We start from the raw sequence: 15,306 nt of genomic DNA on the forward strand, positions 1-15,306 counted from the left end.
GTGTTTTCTGGCGGTAGATCACAAGCGCTATTTTCAGTAGGTTATAGACAGTTTGTTACTGTTTTATTTTGCGGGGTTACTCATTTCTCGTCGCTATCATGCTGGCGAAAATTGATACAAACCGCGGGCATTTATCGACAAACCATCATCAAAAACCGATGGAAGGGAAAACTATGCGTATTGGGGTACCAAAAGAACGGTTAGCCAATGAAACCCGCGTAGCGGCAACACCGAAAACGGTGGAGCAACTGCTTAAGCTGGGTTTTACCGTCGCGGTTGAAAGCGGCGCAGGCAAGCTGGCGAGTTTCGATGACGAAGCCTTTATTCAGGCTGGCGCGGAAGTGGTGGACGGTGCTGAAGTCTGGCAGTCGCCCGTGATTCTGAAGGTCAACGCGCCGGAAGAGAGTGAGATTGCGCTGCTGAATCCAGGCACCACGCTGGTGAGCTTCGTCTGGCCTGCACAAAATCCTGAACTGATGGAGAAGCTGGCGGCCCGTGGCGTGACCGTGATGGCGATGGACTCCGTGCCGCGTATTTCGCGCGCGCAGTCGCTGGATGCGCTGAGCTCCATGGCAAACATTGCCGGCTACCGCGCCATTGTTGAAGCCGCTCACGAATTTGGACGCTTCTTTACCGGCCAGATCACCGCGGCGGGGAAAGTCCCACCGGCGAAAGTGATGGTGATTGGCGCGGGCGTGGCGGGTCTTGCCGCAATCGGTGCGGCAAACAGCCTGGGCGCTATCGTGCGCGCGTTCGACACCCGTCCCGAAGTGAAGGAACAGGTCCAGAGCATGGGGGCCGAATTCCTTGAGCTGGACTTTAAGGAAGAAGCGGGCAGCGGTGATGGTTACGCGAAGGTGATGTCCGAAGCCTTTATCAAAGCCGAAATGGAACTCTTCGCCGCGCAGGCGAAAGACGTCGACATTATTGTTACCACCGCGCTTATTCCGGGTAAACCGGCGCCGAAGCTGATCACCCGTGAGATGGTCGACTCCATGAAGCCGGGCAGCGTGATTGTCGACCTGGCGGCGCAAAACGGCGGTAACTGCGAGTATACCGTTGCCAATAAGGTGACCACGACCGCTAACGGCGTGAAGGTGATCGGCTATACCGACCTGCCTGGCCGCCTGCCAACCCAGTCGTCTCAGCTGTACGGCACCAACCTGGTTAACCTGCTGAAGCTGCTCTGCAAAGAGAAAGACGGCAACATCACCGTCGATTTTGACGATGTGGTGGTGCGCGGCGTCACCGTCGTTCGCGAAGGTGAAATTACCTGGCCTGCGCCGCCTATTCAGGTTTCAGCCCAGCCCCAGGCTGCGCCGAAAGCGGCACCCGAGCCAAAAGAACCGGCTAAACCGGCTTCTCCGTGGCGCAAATACGCCATCATGGCGCTGGTCATTATTCTGTTCGGCTGGCTGGCTGACGTCGCGCCGAAAGAGTTCCTCGGCCACTTTACCGTCTTCGCACTCTCGTGCGTTGTGGGTTACTACGTGGTGTGGAACGTCTCCCATGCGCTGCATACGCCGCTGATGTCGGTGACCAACGCTATCTCCGGGATCATCGTGGTAGGGGCGTTGCTGCAGATTGGACACGGCGGCTGGATCAGCTTCCTGAGCTTTATCGCGGTGCTGATCGCCAGTATCAATATTTTCGGTGGTTTCACCGTGACTCAGCGCATGCTGAAAATGTTTCGTAAAGGCTAAGGGGTAGCATATGTCTGGAGGATTAGTGACAGCCGCATACATTGTTGCTGCAATCCTGTTTATTTTCAGTCTGGCGGGGCTTTCCAAACACGAAACGTCTCAGCAGGGAAATAACTTTGGTATCGCCGGGATGGCGATTGCGCTGATTGCCACCATCTTCGGGCCGGATACCGGCAACGTGGCGTGGATCCTGGTGGCGATGATCATCGGCGGCGCGATTGGTATTCGCCTGGCGAAGCGCGTGGAAATGACCGAGATGCCGGAGCTGGTGGCGATTCTGCACAGCTTCGTGGGCCTGGCGGCGGTGCTGGTGGGCTTCAACAACTACCTGTATCACGAACCGGGCATGGAGCCGATTCTGGTCAACATTCATCTGACCGAAGTGTTCCTCGGTATCTTCATCGGTGCAGTAACCTTCACCGGCTCTATCGTAGCGTTCGGCAAGCTGCGCGGTAAGATCTCTTCTAAACCGCTGATGCTGCCTAACCGTCACAAGCTGAACCTGGCGGCGCTGGTGGTGTCGTTTGTGCTCCTGGTGGTCTTCGTGCGTACCGAAAGCGTGGGCCTGCAGGTACTGGCGTTGCTGGTGATGACCATCATCGCGCTGGCGTTTGGCTGGCATCTGGTGGCGTCCATCGGCGGTGCGGATATGCCGGTGGTTGTCTCGATGCTGAACTCCTACTCCGGTTGGGCAGCGGCGGCTGCGGGCTTTATGCTGAGCAACGACCTGCTGATCGTCACCGGTGCGCTGGTCGGTTCTTCCGGTGCCATCCTGTCTTACATCATGTGTAAGGCGATGAACCGTTCGTTCATCAGCGTTATCGCCGGTGGCTTCGGTTCTGACGGTTCTTCTACCGGCTCTGACGAAGAAGTGGGTGAACACCGTGAGATCAGCGCGGAAGACACCGCGGAAATGCTGAAAAACTCGCATTCTGTGATCATCACCCCAGGCTACGGTATGGCGGTGGCGCAGGCGCAGTATCCGGTGGCGGAAATCACCGAGAAGCTGCGCGCGCGCGGTATCAAAGTTCGCTTTGGTATTCACCCGGTGGCCGGACGTCTGCCGGGCCACATGAACGTACTGCTGGCGGAAGCGAAGGTGCCATACGACATCGTGCTGGAGATGGACGAGATTAATGATGATTTCGCCGACACCGACACCGTGCTGGTTATTGGTGCTAACGACACCGTTAACCCGGCGGCACAGGACGATCCGCGCAGCCCAATCGCCGGGATGCCGGTTCTGGAAGTGTGGAAGGCGCAGAACGTCATTGTCTTCAAACGCTCGATGAACACCGGCTATGCTGGCGTGCAGAACCCGCTGTTCTTCAAAGAGAATACCCATATGCTGTTTGGCGACGCCAAAGCCAGCGTGGATGCGATTCTGAAAGCGCTGTAATTCGCTTTCTCCTGACAAACCGCCCTTCGGGGCGGTTTTCCTATTTCTGCGGCCAGCGTTTCTCCTCTGTCTATACTTTACCCTTTGTGTAATACGAGGAGGTGTAATGCAATTTCTGTCCCGCTTCGACATCATCGCGCTGATGATGACGCCGACATTCTGGATAGGCGCCGCCACGGTTGTCTTTGTGACGCTGCTGGTGTACTGGCTGCTAACGCGCCTGATCGCGTTCGTTAAGAAAGGCATCACCACCTGGGGCGACAAGCACCCGACCACCAACCGGATGCGTTTTATCCTGACCGATATGCTTAACCGCACCAGCCGCTTCCTGCTGTTTGTGGTGGCGCTGCTCTTCAGCCTGCGTTTCGTTGACTTGCCGGATCATCTCTTTGGCACCGTGAGCCACGCCTGGTTCCTGGTTTTCGCCATCCAGGTGGCGCTGTGGATGGATCAGGGGGTGGTGTCGTGGCTTCGTCACGTCATGCTGGCGCCCGGAAGCCATAAAAACCCGGTCACGCTGGTGATCACGGGGCTTATTCTCCGTGCCATCGTCTGGTCAGTGATGCTGCTGTCTATCCTTGCTAACGCGGGCGTCAACATCACTGCTCTGGTTGCCAGCCTTGGGGTAGGGGGTATTGCCATCGCCCTCGCCGTACAAACGATCCTCAGCGACGTGTTTGCCTCGCTCTCTATCGGCTTTGATAAGCCGTTTGAAATTGGCGATTTTGTGGTGTTCAACGACGTGGCGGGGACGGTAGAGCACATTGGCCTGAAAACGACCCGTATCCGCAGCCTGAGCGGGGAGCAGATCGTCTGCGGTAACGCCATTTTGCTTCAGCAGACGCTTCACAACTACAAACGCATGCAGACGCGTCGCATCGTCTTCACCTTTGGCGTTGCCAGCGACACGCCGCCCGATAAGTTGCGCTACGTGGGGGATATGGTCAGGCAGATCATTACCGATGTCGGCGAGACAAAATTCGATCGTGCCCATTTTCTGGGATTTGACCGCGACCGCCTGACGTTCGAAGTCGTCCATATCGTTAATACCGCGGATTACAACAAATACATGGACATCCAGCAGGAGATCAATATCCGTATTCTTGAAGGGCTGAACGCCCAGGGGATTAAGCTGGCGCTGCCCAGCATGGTATTGCACGCGCCGTGGATGCAGGATGAGTCAGGTGAACAGCCGAAGCCGGTAATGGAGAGCTGATGAGAAAAGCCCGCCGGAGCGGCGGGCTTTGATGTTTACGTTAATCGTCTTCCGGGTCGTCCAGCTCAATCGGCGTCTGATACTCATCCGGCTTGATGACCAGCAGGTCGCAGCGCAGATGGTCGATCACCTGTTCGGCGGTATTGCCGAGGAAGGCAGCAGAGATACCGGTCCGGCCAATGGTGCCCAGCACCACAATCCCGGCCTGCAGATGTTCGGCTAAATCCGGGATCACCTCTTCAGGCAGCCCTTTTTCCACGTGCGTCATGTTCTCGTCAATGCTGAACTTCTGGCGCAGCGCTTTCATCGCCAGCAGGTGCTGACCGCGGATCGCGTCGTTATAGACGCTTGGGTCAAATTCCGGCAGCTCAATGGCGATATTGATCGGGGTAACCGGATAGGCGCCCACCAGATGCACTTCGGTATGGTTAACCTGATCGGCAAGCTGGATGGTCTCCTTCACCAGCTTCTCGTTGAGCGAATTGTGATAATCCTCTTCGCTCGCGAGATTCACCGCCACAACGGCTTTCCCGCCTTCAGGCCACGGCTGGTCTTTCACCATCCAGACCGGGCAAGGGCATTTACGCAACAAATGCCAGTCGGTCGGAGTGAAGATTACGGACTCCAGCTTGTCGTGCTGGTGCGCCATCTTCAGCAGCAGGTCGTGCCCACCGGCAACCACTTCCTGGATAATGGCCTCAAAAGGTCGGTTATGCCAGACCACTTTAATATCAATAGGCACGCCCGCTTCCAGGTAATACTTCGCCTGTTCACGGATCCACGCGGTACGCTGGCTGATGACGCCCTGACGCATAGCGGTGCGCTCGTCAGGCGACAGAAGGGTGGTCATCTCATACGAGAAGTCATAGATCGGCAAAAACGCTTTGATTTTGCCACCAATCCGTTGATGTAAATACACAGCACGTCGTAATGCCGGCTGATCGTCCTGATTCGGATCGATAGCTACCAGCATGTTTTGATACTTGGCCATACAGGTCTCCTTACTACTGTCACCACAGTCTGTAATTAAAAGAGTAACCTATATATCCTGAATGAAACAGAGGGGAGCTTTTGCCAGATCAATAATTCATGAAAATTTATCAGAGGAAAAGCACGGTGGATGTCACCGCGATAAACGCAATGAACAGCAGCACCATTACCGCTATCGCAAAGGTCGTGGAATCCTGAACGTAGGTTTTTTCCTCCCCCTTCATCGGACCGACAAGCATGATCCAGATGAATATAAAGGTCACTGAGGCGATCACGACTGAAACGAAAAACAAACTTTCTCTCAATTCATAACCTCAACGACAACCTTTCAGGCGCTGTATGGGGACGTGCTACGATGAAAATGTCTTAAAGCGGAAGCGATGATACCAGACCAATAAATCACGTGAATTTATCAGTCTGGTTATCAACATGCGGAGAGTTACGCCACGTTGCGGGCGTGTCCGGCAAGAACGGCCAGCGCTTCGCCGTTTTCGATAGTGATGTATTTACCCTTAACGGCCAGCATTCCGCTCTTCTGGAAACGACCCAGCAGACGGCTTATGGTCTCAACGGTCAGGCCCAGGTAGTTACCGATATCGCCACGGGTCATGGTCAGACGGAACTCACGCGGCGAGAAACCGCGTTCGGCGAAGCGGCGGGAGAGGTTGTAGATAAACGCGGCCAGGCGCTCTTCTGCGTTCTTTTTGGAAAGTAGCAGAATCATGTCCTGATCGCCTTTGATCTCACCGCTCATCAGACGCATCATCTGCTGACGCAGGTTAGGCATCTTACCGGACAGATCGTCCAGGGTTTCAAACGGAATTTCGCAAACCATCGAGGTTTCGAGTGCCTGAGCAAAGCTCGGGTGGTGACCAGTGCCGATGGCATCAAAGCCCACCAGATCGCCTGCCAGGTGGAAGCCGGTGATCTGCTCGTCACCCTGTTCGGTGATGGTGTAGCTCTTGATGGTGCCAGAGCGGATAGCATAGAGCGATTTCAGTTCGTCTCCCGCTTTAAACAGCGTCTGCCCTTTCTGAATCGGCTTTTTGCGCTCGATGATATTATCAAGCTGATCGAGTTCATGCTCATTCAGGGTAAACGGGATACAGAGCTGGCTGATGCTGCAATCCTGGCAATGGATAGCACAACCGCCAGACTGAATGCGTCGTATAATTCGCTTTTCCGGGATCATAGGTTTGCTCAAGCCTTAATTGATATTGGTCAATTTTAACATCTTTTTGGTAAGTACGTAAGCCTGACAAACCCTCAATAAGGACAAGAGACGGCAACGTGTTGCCATCTTCTTGAAATTCCACAGCTTGATTATGGATTTTTAGCCTAACCGGTAGAAAATTAAGCACAAAAAGCCTGGGATCTACAGCAAGAGATACCCTTCGTGACGCAGTAACCACTCCTTGCGCTGCACGCCACCGGCATAGCCGGTCATGGTGCCGTTACGGCCAATGACCCGATGGCAGGGCACCACAATGCTGACCGGATTAGAGCCATTGGCGGCACCCACCGCGCGTGCGGCGCCTGCGCGGCCTAGATGCTCCGCGAGCTGGCCGTAATGCATGACCTGCCCGCATGGAATCGACCGCAGCGCCTGCCACACTTCGCGCTGAAAAGGGGTACCTGCCGTGGCGGTTGGCAGAGTGTCAATGATGCTGAGATCGCCTTCAAAATACGCCGCCAGCTTGTCGCTCAGCCCGCCCGGGTTGGTGGCGCTGATGCGTTCATAACCTTGTGCGCGGTAATGAATATCAAGCAGTTCCTCCATGCGGTCGCTGTGCTCTTCCCACTCAACGGCGCGCAGGCAGAACTGCTCGTCCGCAATCACCCACAGCGGCCCGAGCGGCGTCGCAATTTTATCTTCGAGTAATCTCAGCATTTTCAATCCTTTAATTTAGCCTCGGGTATATCCCCGGCCCAATCGGCAGGCCGACAAGATACCATGCCACCAGCATCACCAGCCATACCCCTAAAAAGATAAGCGGGTAGGGTAAAACCAGCGAATAGTAGGTACCCAGTCTGGCCTCGGGCTTATAGCGCTGCAGGAAGCCTAAAAACAGCGGAACGAAAGGTGAGACGGGCGCCAGCGGGATCACCGAGGAGTCCGCGATGCGGAACAGGATCTGGGCAAACGCCGGGTGGAAACCGAGCATCATAAACATCGGCACGAAGATCGGCGCCAGAATTGACCAGATGGCGGAGCCGCTGGCAATAAACATGCACAACAGGGATGACAGCAGCGCCAGCCCGACAAACGCCGGTACGCCGCTTAATCCGGCAGCCTCCAGCGCGTCGGTCAGGCCCACGGCCATAAACTTGCCCATGTTGCTCCAGTTAAACATCGCCACAAACTGCGCCAGCGGGAATACCATCACGATAAAGCCCGCCATCTCTTTCATTGGCTCGATCATCAGCTGCGGCAGATCGCCCTGACGGCGGATTTTGCCGGTAGCGATACCGTAGGCGAGCGAAACGACAAAGAAGAAGAGAATAATCAGCGGCACGATGCCCTGAATAAACGGCGACGGCAGGACGGTATGCTTAACCGGATCGCGCAGTATGCCGTTTTCCGGCACCACCATCAGCGCCACCAGCGCGATAAACGCCAGCGATACCAGCCCGGCCACGCGCAGGCCGAAGCGCTGCTCTTTGCTCAGCGTCTCCAGCTTTTCATCGCTACGGCCTTCCCATTTGCCCAGACGCGGTTCGACGATCTTATCGGTAATCAGCCCGCCGACAATCGTCAGGACAATCACCGAGCTGGCCATAAAGTACCAGTTGTCGATCACGCTGACGTGCATGGCCGCATCAATGGTTTTCGCTGCCTCCGTGCTGATGCCCGAGAGCAGCACGTCGGTGGTGACGATCAGCAGGTTGGCGGTAAAGCCGCAGCCCACGCCCGCAATGGCCGACAGCAGACCCGCCACGGGATGGCGCCCGACGGCGAGGAAGATCAGCGCCCCCATTGGCGGCATAATCACCAGCGCGGCATCGGATGAAATGTGGCTAAAGAAGGCGATAAACAGCACCATGTAGCTGGCATAGCGCGCGCTGACGTGGGACGCCATTTTTACCATCAGCGCGGGTAACAAGCCCACGCGTTCAGCCAGCCCGGCGCCCAGCACCAGCGCCAGAATGGCCCCCAGCGGAGCGAAACCGCTGAAGTTTTTGATCACGTTCGGTAAAAACCAGTGCAGCCCGTCAACGCTGAGCAGGTTTTTCACCGCCACCAGGCTGCCGTCTGCCGGGCTGCGCACGCTGACGTCAAAGGCCGATAGCACGGCGGTGGCAACCATCAAAATCACAATCAGATAGATAAACAGCAGGAAAGGGTGCGGCACTTTATTGCCGATCCTTTCAACCCAGCCATAGAGCTTACCGGATGGGGAATGCGAAGGTATGGATGACATACTCATGGGCGTTCCTCGGGAGTGTTGTGTTGTTGTGTTGTGTTTTTTTATTTTAAAGGTGACGGTGTCACGCCCGGTGGGATCGGACACGCGTACGGTTTTTCTTCTATTTGTTGTTCGAACTCTTCACGGCATGTTTTCAGCAGGTCTGCATCCTGCAGCAGATTGAGCGCGGTTGCGCCCATCACTTTCCCGGCCAGCAGCATGCCTTTATGGGCGATGGAGGTTCGTCCCTGCGCCACCAGTTGCCAGGTGTGCAGCGGCGTGCCGACGGTAAAGCAGGGGCTGAAGCACTGGGCGACCGGCATTTTCCAGCTGACGTCACCCACGTCCGTTGAACCCGCCAGCACGTTATCGGTGATGGCATAGGGCGCGACTTCATCCACCAGCAGCGTCTCCTGATGGCGGCGGGCAAAGGCTTTGCCAGCTTCTCCCCCCGTGGCGGCAATGTTTTTCAGGCTGTTCTGCAGATCGTTTGGCGTCAGCGTGGCGCGGATTTCGCGGGCAAAGTCGCGCTCTTCATCGGTCCACTCCGGCGTGCCGTAGTGCTGCAACGCGCGGTACATCGCAGCCTCAAGCGTGCGGTTCGGCAGGTAGCTGGAGCAGGCCTTATCAAAGCGGCATTCGACGGTGGTTTCGGTCATCATTGCCGCGCCCTGGGCAATTTTTTCGATGCGTTGGTAGATCTGCTGCGCGTCGGCCATCTCCGGGGCGCGGATCAGGTACAGCACTTCAGCCTGCGCCTGCACCACGTTGGGCGAAATCCCGCCGGTGTCGGTGATGGCGTAATGGACGCGCGCTTTCTCTATGATGTGCTCGTTAAGGAAGTTGGTGCCGGTAGTCATCAGCGTCACGGCGTCCAGCGCGCTGCGCCCTAAATGGGGCGAGTTGGCCGCATGCGCCGCCACGCCGTGAAAACGCCAGGCCGCCTGAATGTTGGCCAGCGTGCTGACGTTAAACATCCCGGCAAAGGCCTCCGGGTGCCAGGTGACAGCGGCATCAACGTCATCAAACAGACCTTCACGTACCATAAAGGTTTTCCCGGAGCCGCCTTCCTCACCGGGACAGCCGTAAAAACGTACCGTTCCGCTGCCGCCGTGCTGCTCCAGCCAGCTTTTTACCGCCACCGCGCCCGCAAGCGCCGCGGTGCCCAGCAGGTTATGCCCGCAGCCGTGGCCGTTCGCCCCCGGCGTGGCGGATTGCGCCGTCGCGCAGTGCGCCTGCTGGCTTAGCCCGGCCAGTGCGTCGTACTCGCCCAGCAGAGCGATAACCGGTTTTCCGCTGCCGAAGCTGGCGATAAAGGCATTTGGGATACCGCCTGCCTCGCGGGTCAGCGTAAAGCCCTCGGCTTCCAGCTCGTCAGCGAGCCGTCTGGAGGACCAGAACTCTTCAAAGCGGGTTTCGGGATGATCCCAAATAGCGTCGGCAATATCCGTTAGCGTCTGACATCGCGTGTCGATGGCATCGGCAATAAAAGCGTAGTTCTCCTGCATTACACACCTCGCGTCCACGGGAAATTGAGCGCAGTTCGCGCCAGCGTTTCAATGGCGACAGCCATGACCTGCTCATCGAAGTCGAATTTTTCGTTGTGATGTCCGGCGCTCAAATCCGTGCCGAACACCATATACGATGCCATGCCGCCGTTCTGCTGCACGCGGGCCATCATCAGCGTGGCGTCTTCAGAGCCTGCTGGCGCTTTCACCTTATCGATTGCGTGCACAATTCCGGAAACCTGGCTCGCCTGTTCACGCAGGTAATCAACCCAGGCCGGCGTCGGCGCGCTGGAGGTGGCGGCCCCCATCAGGCGCATCTCCGCGCTCACGCCATAGAGCGCGGCCGCGCCGGTAATGACAGCCTTCGCGCGTTCAAAGACATACTGGTTTATTGCTTCGCTTTCGCCGCGGGTTTCAACCTTAATCAGTGCATTTGCGGGCACCACGTTGCGGCCGCTACCCGCCTGCATCACGCCGACGTTGACGCGGGAAGCGCCTTCGCTGTGCGGGGCGATGCTGTGCAGGGCGAGGGCGGCCTGCGCGGCGGCAAGCAGGGCGTTACGTCCATCCTCCGGTTTGCCGCCCGCGTGTGCGGCAAAGCCGGTAAAGTTCACGTCGAACTTGGTGGTTGCCATAAAGTTATCGCTGCCGCAGATCGCCGTTCCGGCGGGGACGCCGGTACCAATATGGATGGCGGTAAAATAGTCCACGCCGTCCAGCGCCCCGGCGGCGACCATGGCGCGCGCGCCGCGGGTGCCTTCTTCGGCAGGCTGGAAAATCAGCTTGACGGTACCGTTGAGCTGCGCTTCGTTCTGCTTAAGCACCTTTGCCAGCCCCAGGCCAATGGTGGTGTGGCCGTCGTGCGCGCAGGCGTGCATCATTCCCGCGTTGCAGGAGGCAAAACCGTCGCGGAACGGGCGATGGCTGTCGTCGAGCGCTTCGCTTAAATCAAGGGCATCCATGTCGACGCGAAACGCCAGCGTCGGGCCCGGTCGTCCGGTATTCAGGGTCGCCACAATGCCGGTAAATCCGCCTTCAAACGGTGCCAGCCATTTCTCAGGCGCCCCCTGTAACCGCGCACGGGCAAACTCTCGCGAAAGGGTAGCGTCATCGGGCAGCCCCATACGGCTTTCGGCATCGATCACGTCGCGACCCATCGCCAGTTCGTAGCCCAGGGAGTCAAGAATTTCCGCGACCTTTGCGGCGGTACGGAACTCTACCCAGCCGGATTCCGCAAAATGGTGAAAATCGCGACGCCATGCGATCAGCTGGGGGGCTAATGTCTGGATGTACTGCGCCAGTGTGTCCATATCTGTTCCTGTCATCATTAAAAAATGTGAACTGCTTCACGCTGTGATAGTTTTTACTTATCACTAACCGTTTTTTCACAGTTTTAACCGTTCAGGAATTACCCTCGCACATCCCTTTCCATTAAAGTAGATGACAGTTTCTTTACTCTGATAAACAACGGTTATCGGTTGGGCTATGTCATTTCAGATTAAATTCCATCAAATCCGGGCGTTTGTTGAAGTGGCACGTCAGGGCAGCATTCGCGGTGCCAGCCGGACGCTGAATCTCTCGCAGCCGGCGCTGACCAAATCCATCAAAGAGCTGGAGGAGGGCATGGCGGCGCAGCTTTTTGTTCGCCGGAGTAAAGGCGTTGCGCTGACCGAGTGCGGGGAAGGGTTTTACCAGCGCGCCAGGCTGATTCTGGAAGAGCTGCGTGCGGCGCAGGATGACATTCGCCAGCGGCAGGGGGATCTGGCCGGGCAGATCAATATCGGGATGGGGGCCAGCGTGTCACGCAGCCTGATGCCCGCCGTCATCACCCGTTTTCACGCCCAGCACCCGCAGGTTAAAGTGCGAATTATGGAAGGGCAGCTGGTGTCGATGATCAATGAATTACGCCAGGGCGAACTGGACTTCACCATCAACACCTATTATCAGGGGCCTTACGACCATGAGTTTACGTTTGAAAAACTCTTCGAAAAACCGTTTGCGGTATTTTGCCGGGAAGGGCATCCGGCGACAGGGGCAACATCCATTAACGATCTGCTGCATTATAACTGGACAATGCCAACGCCGCGGGGAAGTTATTATAAGCAATTAGAAGATCTATTTAGCCACCGCTCGCAAATACCGCGGATTGGCGTAGTGTGCGAAACCTTTTCTTCCTGCATTAGCCTTGTTGCGCAAAGTGATTTTTTAAGTATCCTTCCACAGGAGTTAGGCTGTGATCCGCTGCTGGCGCACCGTCTGGTCATTCTGCCGGTTGCCGAGTCGCTTCCAAAAGCCGCATATTATTTAATTCAGCGCCGGGATTCTCGTCAAACTCCGCTTGCCGAATCATTAATTACGCAATTCAGAAGGGAGGCGAGGAAAATAGTTTCAGGGTGAATATCGCATAATAAAAAAACAGAGTCTGCCCGACATCAGACAGACCCTATAGTACACACAGCAGTGCGTCCTTTCGCAAGTCCTGGGTATTATATCCATGAGGCAGGTAAATTTAGTTATAACACCTTTCCCGAAAAATGAAAGGAAGGTGAATGACTGATTTTAGAAAAATTTAACGCAAATCACCTATTTTACTCTTGCTGGGGTTTTAGTTAAGTCAGGTTTAAGTGCATTTTATAATGACTATATATATTCATCGGGTTAATATTTATCTCGTGCCTCATCTTCTAAGGGTTATTGAGACACCTGTCTGGCGCAGGTATAGTACAAGCCCAGATGTAGCCGGAGGATTTCCATGAACCCTGACGACAAATCCCTTTTTCTTGACGCCATGGAGGATGTCCAGCCCCTGAAACGCTGCACCGATATCCACTGGCAGCAAAGCCGTAATACCCGGGCTCGCCAGGACATCGATACCGAACAGCTCGACAACTTTCTGACCCTGGGTTTCCTTGAGCTATTGCCGCTTGACGAGCCGCTGGCGTTCCAGCGCGAAGGCGTCCAGCAGGGCGTTATTGATAAGCTGCGTTCGGGTAAATACTCCCGACAGGCCAGCTTAAATCTGTTGCGTCAGCCCGCTGAACGCTGCCGCCAGATGCTGTATTCCTTTATTCGCCAGGCCAGTCGTGACGGATTACGTAACCTCATCATCATCCACGGGAAAGGGCGCGAGCAAAATTCGCATCCTAATGTGGTGCGTAGCTATCTGGCACGCTGGTTAAGCGAGTTCGAGGAAGTGCAGGCGTTCTGCGTGGCGCTGCCGCATCACGGCGGCAGCGGGGCTTGCTATGTTTCCCTGCGAAAATCCGACGACGCGAAGCAGGAGAACTGGGAACGGCACGCCAAGCGCAGCCGTTAGCGGGCGATATCTTCGCCCGCCTGAGGCTTAGAAGGTTTCCCAGTTACTGTCGGGGGTGGCGTTAGCCGTTGCCGGACGCAGCAGCTGCGGCGTTTTAACGTTGGCCGGGCGTGGGGCGGTGGCGTTTGCTTTACCGTTCAGACGAAACGCGGCCACGGCCTGACGCAGCTGTTCGGACTGATCTTCCAGCGCCGCTGCCGCCGTGGCGGACTGCTGCACCAGCGCGGCATTTTGCTGCGTTACGCTGTCCATCTGCGACACGGCCAGGCTCACCTGCTCAATTCCGCGGCTCTGTTCATCCGATGCGGACGAAATCTCGCCCATGATATCGGTGACGCGGGTGACGGCGGCGACAATCTCCTTCATGGTCGCGCCCGCTTCGCTGACCTGCTCAGAACCGGTGTTCACCCGGCTGACGGAGTTCTCAATAAGCCCTTTGATCTCTTTCGCCGCCTGCGCGCTGCGGCTGGCCAGCGTACGAACTTCACCGGCGACAACCGCAAACCCGCGGCCTTGCTCGCCTGCGCGTGCGGCTTCCACCGCGGCGTTAAGCGCCAGAATGTTGGTCTGGAATGCAATGCTGTCAATCACGCCGGTAATATGAGCGATTTGCTGCGAACTGTCGGCAATTTCGTTCATGGTGCGCACCACGTTATCCACGACGTGGCCGCCGCGAGCCGCTGTTTCAGAGGCATTCTTCGCCAGCAGCGTCGCCTGACGGGCGTTATCGGAGTTCTGTTTAACCGTTGCGGTCAGCTCTTCCATGCTGGCGGCTGTCTCTTCGAGCGAGGAGGCCTGCTCTTCGGTGCGGGCAGAGAGATCGTTGCTCCCTGCGGCAATTTCACCCGCGCCGGTGTAGATGGAGTCGGTGCTGCCGCGTACGGCGCTGACGGTCGTCACCAGCGACTGCTGCATCTCGTGCAGGCCAGCCGCCAGCTGACCCATCTCATTGCGGCCAGAGAGGGTGATATCCTGCGTCAGATCGCCTCCCGCAATGGCGCGAATATGGTTCATGATGGCGTTGAGCGGTTTTAACAGCAGGTGCTGTAAACCCTGCCAGATCACCACCAGCACGGCGATAACGGCCAGGAAAATGGCTGCCAGCGTCCACTGCATCTGCGTGAAGCTGCTTTGGTTCTCTTCGGTTGCCGCCTTCAGCAGCGTGTTGTTCTCGGCGCGCCAGCGGTTATAGACCGCTTCCATGTCGTCCTGGGCCTGCTGAGCGTCCAGATCGCCATAGGCCTGGTAGTTGTCGGCACGCAGATACTCAATCGACAAACGCATCACCTCGTGCATCTGATTCCATGACTTCTGCATCTCGTCGGTTAACGCCGCATTCTGGCCGTTAACCTGCGGCATTTTCTGCCATTCTTTGTTATAGGCTTCAGCTTTAGCCAGCGAGTCGCCTGCGGTGCCGAGCAGTTTGTTAATCGCGGCAAGGGATGCCGGGTCGCGCTGGTTCTTCAGGTAGCGGATTGCCACGCGAGTGACGGTAACGCGCGTTTTCACCAGCGTGTTCACGCTGTCGCTCAGGCTTTCCTGCTGGGCATTCAGCACGCCGGAGTTCTGGAAGTTATGGCGATCGTTGCTGACGGCAGAGTAGAACAACCCTCCCGTGACAACTTGCAGCAGACAGAATATGGTGAGGGCAAAGATAATTCCGGTAATCACGTGCAGATTTTTCAGCATAGCGGTCGTCCGTTAGAAAAGATGCAGAGGTACACCCATACTATCGTCGTATAGAATTTAAACTTTAATTTAACTCGC

13 protein-coding genes are annotated in these 15,306 nt (G+C 56.5%); 5 read left to right on the forward strand and 8 right to left on the reverse strand.

The genetic code is table 11. The features are described from left to right. Positions 1–173 precede the first annotated feature (173 nt). The 3 genes from pntA (at position 174) to OKF39_RS11010 (ending at position 4,318) form a co-directional block, all read left to right on the forward strand. Positions 174–1,703, forward strand: coding sequence for a Re/Si-specific NAD(P)(+) transhydrogenase subunit alpha (gene pntA / locus OKF39_RS11000; RefSeq protein ID WP_479983770.1), 1,530 nt, complete (start codon positions 174–176; stop codon positions 1,701–1,703). A 10-nt stretch (positions 1,704–1,713) separates the two neighbouring features. Then, positions 1,714–3,102, forward strand: a complete 1,389-nt coding sequence (pntB, locus tag OKF39_RS11005; RefSeq protein WP_479983771.1) for a Re/Si-specific NAD(P)(+) transhydrogenase subunit beta — start codon at positions 1,714–1,716, stop codon at positions 3,100–3,102. A gap of 106 nt (positions 3,103–3,208) precedes the next feature. Beyond that, complete coding sequence (locus OKF39_RS11010; RefSeq protein WP_041910286.1) at positions 3,209–4,318, forward strand: mechanosensitive ion channel family protein; 1,110 nt, start codon at positions 3,209–3,211, stop codon at positions 4,316–4,318. A gap of 40 nt (positions 4,319–4,358) precedes the next feature. Here OKF39_RS11010 and uspE read toward each other — a convergent pair whose 3' ends face one another. From uspE to OKF39_RS11045, 7 genes are all read right to left on the reverse strand, one after another. Continuing rightward, positions 4,359–5,309 carry a universal stress protein UspE gene (uspE, locus tag OKF39_RS11015; protein WP_028012944.1) on the reverse strand — a complete coding sequence of 317 codons (951 nt, stop codon included), beginning with the start codon at positions 5,307–5,309 and terminating at the stop codon, positions 4,359–4,361. 109 nt (positions 5,310–5,418) lie between these two features. Beyond that, on the reverse strand, positions 5,419–5,601 hold the full coding sequence (locus tag OKF39_RS11020) for a hypothetical protein (protein ID WP_224224379.1): 183 nt from the start codon (positions 5,599–5,601) through the stop codon (positions 5,419–5,421). Positions 5,602–5,747: 146 nt separating this feature from the next. Then, positions 5,748–6,500, reverse strand: a complete 753-nt coding sequence (gene fnr / locus OKF39_RS11025; RefSeq protein WP_006174991.1) for a fumarate/nitrate reduction transcriptional regulator Fnr — start codon at positions 6,498–6,500, stop codon at positions 5,748–5,750. A 183-nt stretch (positions 6,501–6,683) separates the two neighbouring features. Then, positions 6,684–7,199 carry a methylated-DNA--[protein]-cysteine S-methyltransferase gene (ogt, locus tag OKF39_RS11030; RefSeq protein ID WP_193541342.1) on the reverse strand — a complete coding sequence of 172 codons (516 nt, stop codon included), beginning with the start codon at positions 7,197–7,199 and terminating at the stop codon, positions 6,684–6,686. A gap of 10 nt (positions 7,200–7,209) precedes the next feature. After that, positions 7,210–8,736: a p-aminobenzoyl-glutamate transporter gene (gene abgT / locus OKF39_RS11035; RefSeq protein WP_045261473.1), complete on the reverse strand. Its 1,527-nt coding sequence runs from the start codon at positions 8,734–8,736 to the stop codon at positions 7,210–7,212. Positions 8,737–8,777: 41 nt separating this feature from the next. Next, on the reverse strand, positions 8,778–10,223 hold the full coding sequence (locus OKF39_RS11040) for a M20 family metallopeptidase (protein ID WP_045261472.1): 1,446 nt from the start codon (positions 10,221–10,223) through the stop codon (positions 8,778–8,780). Further along, positions 10,223–11,533, reverse strand: a complete 1,311-nt coding sequence (locus tag OKF39_RS11045; protein ID WP_479983772.1) for a M20 family metallo-hydrolase — start codon at positions 11,531–11,533, stop codon at positions 10,223–10,225. Before OKF39_RS11045 ends, OKF39_RS11040 begins: the two co-directional genes overlap by 1 nt. Before the next feature lie 175 nt (positions 11,534–11,708). On the opposite strand from OKF39_RS11045, the gene OKF39_RS11050 reads away from it, so the two are divergent. Then, positions 11,709–12,620, forward strand: coding sequence for a LysR family transcriptional regulator (locus OKF39_RS11050; protein WP_028012950.1), 912 nt, complete (start codon positions 11,709–11,711; stop codon positions 12,618–12,620). A gap of 355 nt (positions 12,621–12,975) precedes the next feature. Beyond that, positions 12,976–13,539: a DNA endonuclease SmrA gene (gene smrA, locus OKF39_RS11055; RefSeq protein WP_048999461.1), complete on the forward strand. Its 564-nt coding sequence runs from the start codon at positions 12,976–12,978 to the stop codon at positions 13,537–13,539. Between the two features lie 27 nt (positions 13,540–13,566). Here smrA and tcp read toward each other — a convergent pair whose 3' ends face one another. After that, complete coding sequence (gene tcp / locus OKF39_RS11060) at positions 13,567–15,228, reverse strand: methyl-accepting chemotaxis citrate transducer (protein ID WP_028012952.1); 1,662 nt, start codon at positions 15,226–15,228, stop codon at positions 13,567–13,569. Positions 15,229–15,306 lie beyond the last annotated feature (78 nt).

The organism is Enterobacter cloacae complex sp. HYC042_NIDB (genome assembly GCF_056673315.1).

What these genes read in the sequence shown, in the direction of transcription:
- pntA (WP_479983770.1), top strand. Translation starts at nt 174, where the DNA reads ATGCGTATTGGGGTACCAAAAGAACGGTTAGCCAATGAAACCCGCGTA.
- pntB (WP_479983771.1), top strand. Translation starts at nt 1,714, where the DNA reads ATGTCTGGAGGATTAGTGACAGCCGCATACATTGTTGCTGCAATCCTG.
- OKF39_RS11010 (WP_041910286.1), top strand. Translation starts at nt 3,209, where the DNA reads ATGCAATTTCTGTCCCGCTTCGACATCATCGCGCTGATGATGACGCCG.
- uspE (WP_028012944.1), bottom strand. Translation starts at nt 5,309, where the DNA reads ATGGCCAAGTATCAAAACATGCTGGTAGCTATCGATCCGAATCAGGAC.
- fnr (WP_006174991.1), bottom strand. Translation starts at nt 6,500, where the DNA reads ATGATCCCGGAAAAGCGAATTATACGACGCATTCAGTCTGGCGGTTGT.
- ogt (WP_193541342.1), bottom strand. Translation starts at nt 7,199, where the DNA reads ATGCTGAGATTACTCGAAGATAAAATTGCGACGCCGCTCGGGCCGCTG.
- abgT (WP_045261473.1), bottom strand. Translation starts at nt 8,736, where the DNA reads ATGAGTATGTCATCCATACCTTCGCATTCCCCATCCGGTAAGCTCTAT.
- OKF39_RS11040 (WP_045261472.1), bottom strand. Translation starts at nt 10,223, where the DNA reads ATGCAGGAGAACTACGCTTTTATTGCCGATGCCATCGACACGCGATGT.
- OKF39_RS11045 (WP_479983772.1), bottom strand. Translation starts at nt 11,533, where the DNA reads ATGGACACACTGGCGCAGTACATCCAGACATTAGCCCCCCAGCTGATC.
- OKF39_RS11050 (WP_028012950.1), top strand. Translation starts at nt 11,709, where the DNA reads ATGTCATTTCAGATTAAATTCCATCAAATCCGGGCGTTTGTTGAAGTG.
- smrA (WP_048999461.1), top strand. Translation starts at nt 12,976, where the DNA reads ATGAACCCTGACGACAAATCCCTTTTTCTTGACGCCATGGAGGATGTC.
- tcp (WP_028012952.1), bottom strand. Translation starts at nt 15,228, where the DNA reads ATGCTGAAAAATCTGCACGTGATTACCGGAATTATCTTTGCCCTCACC.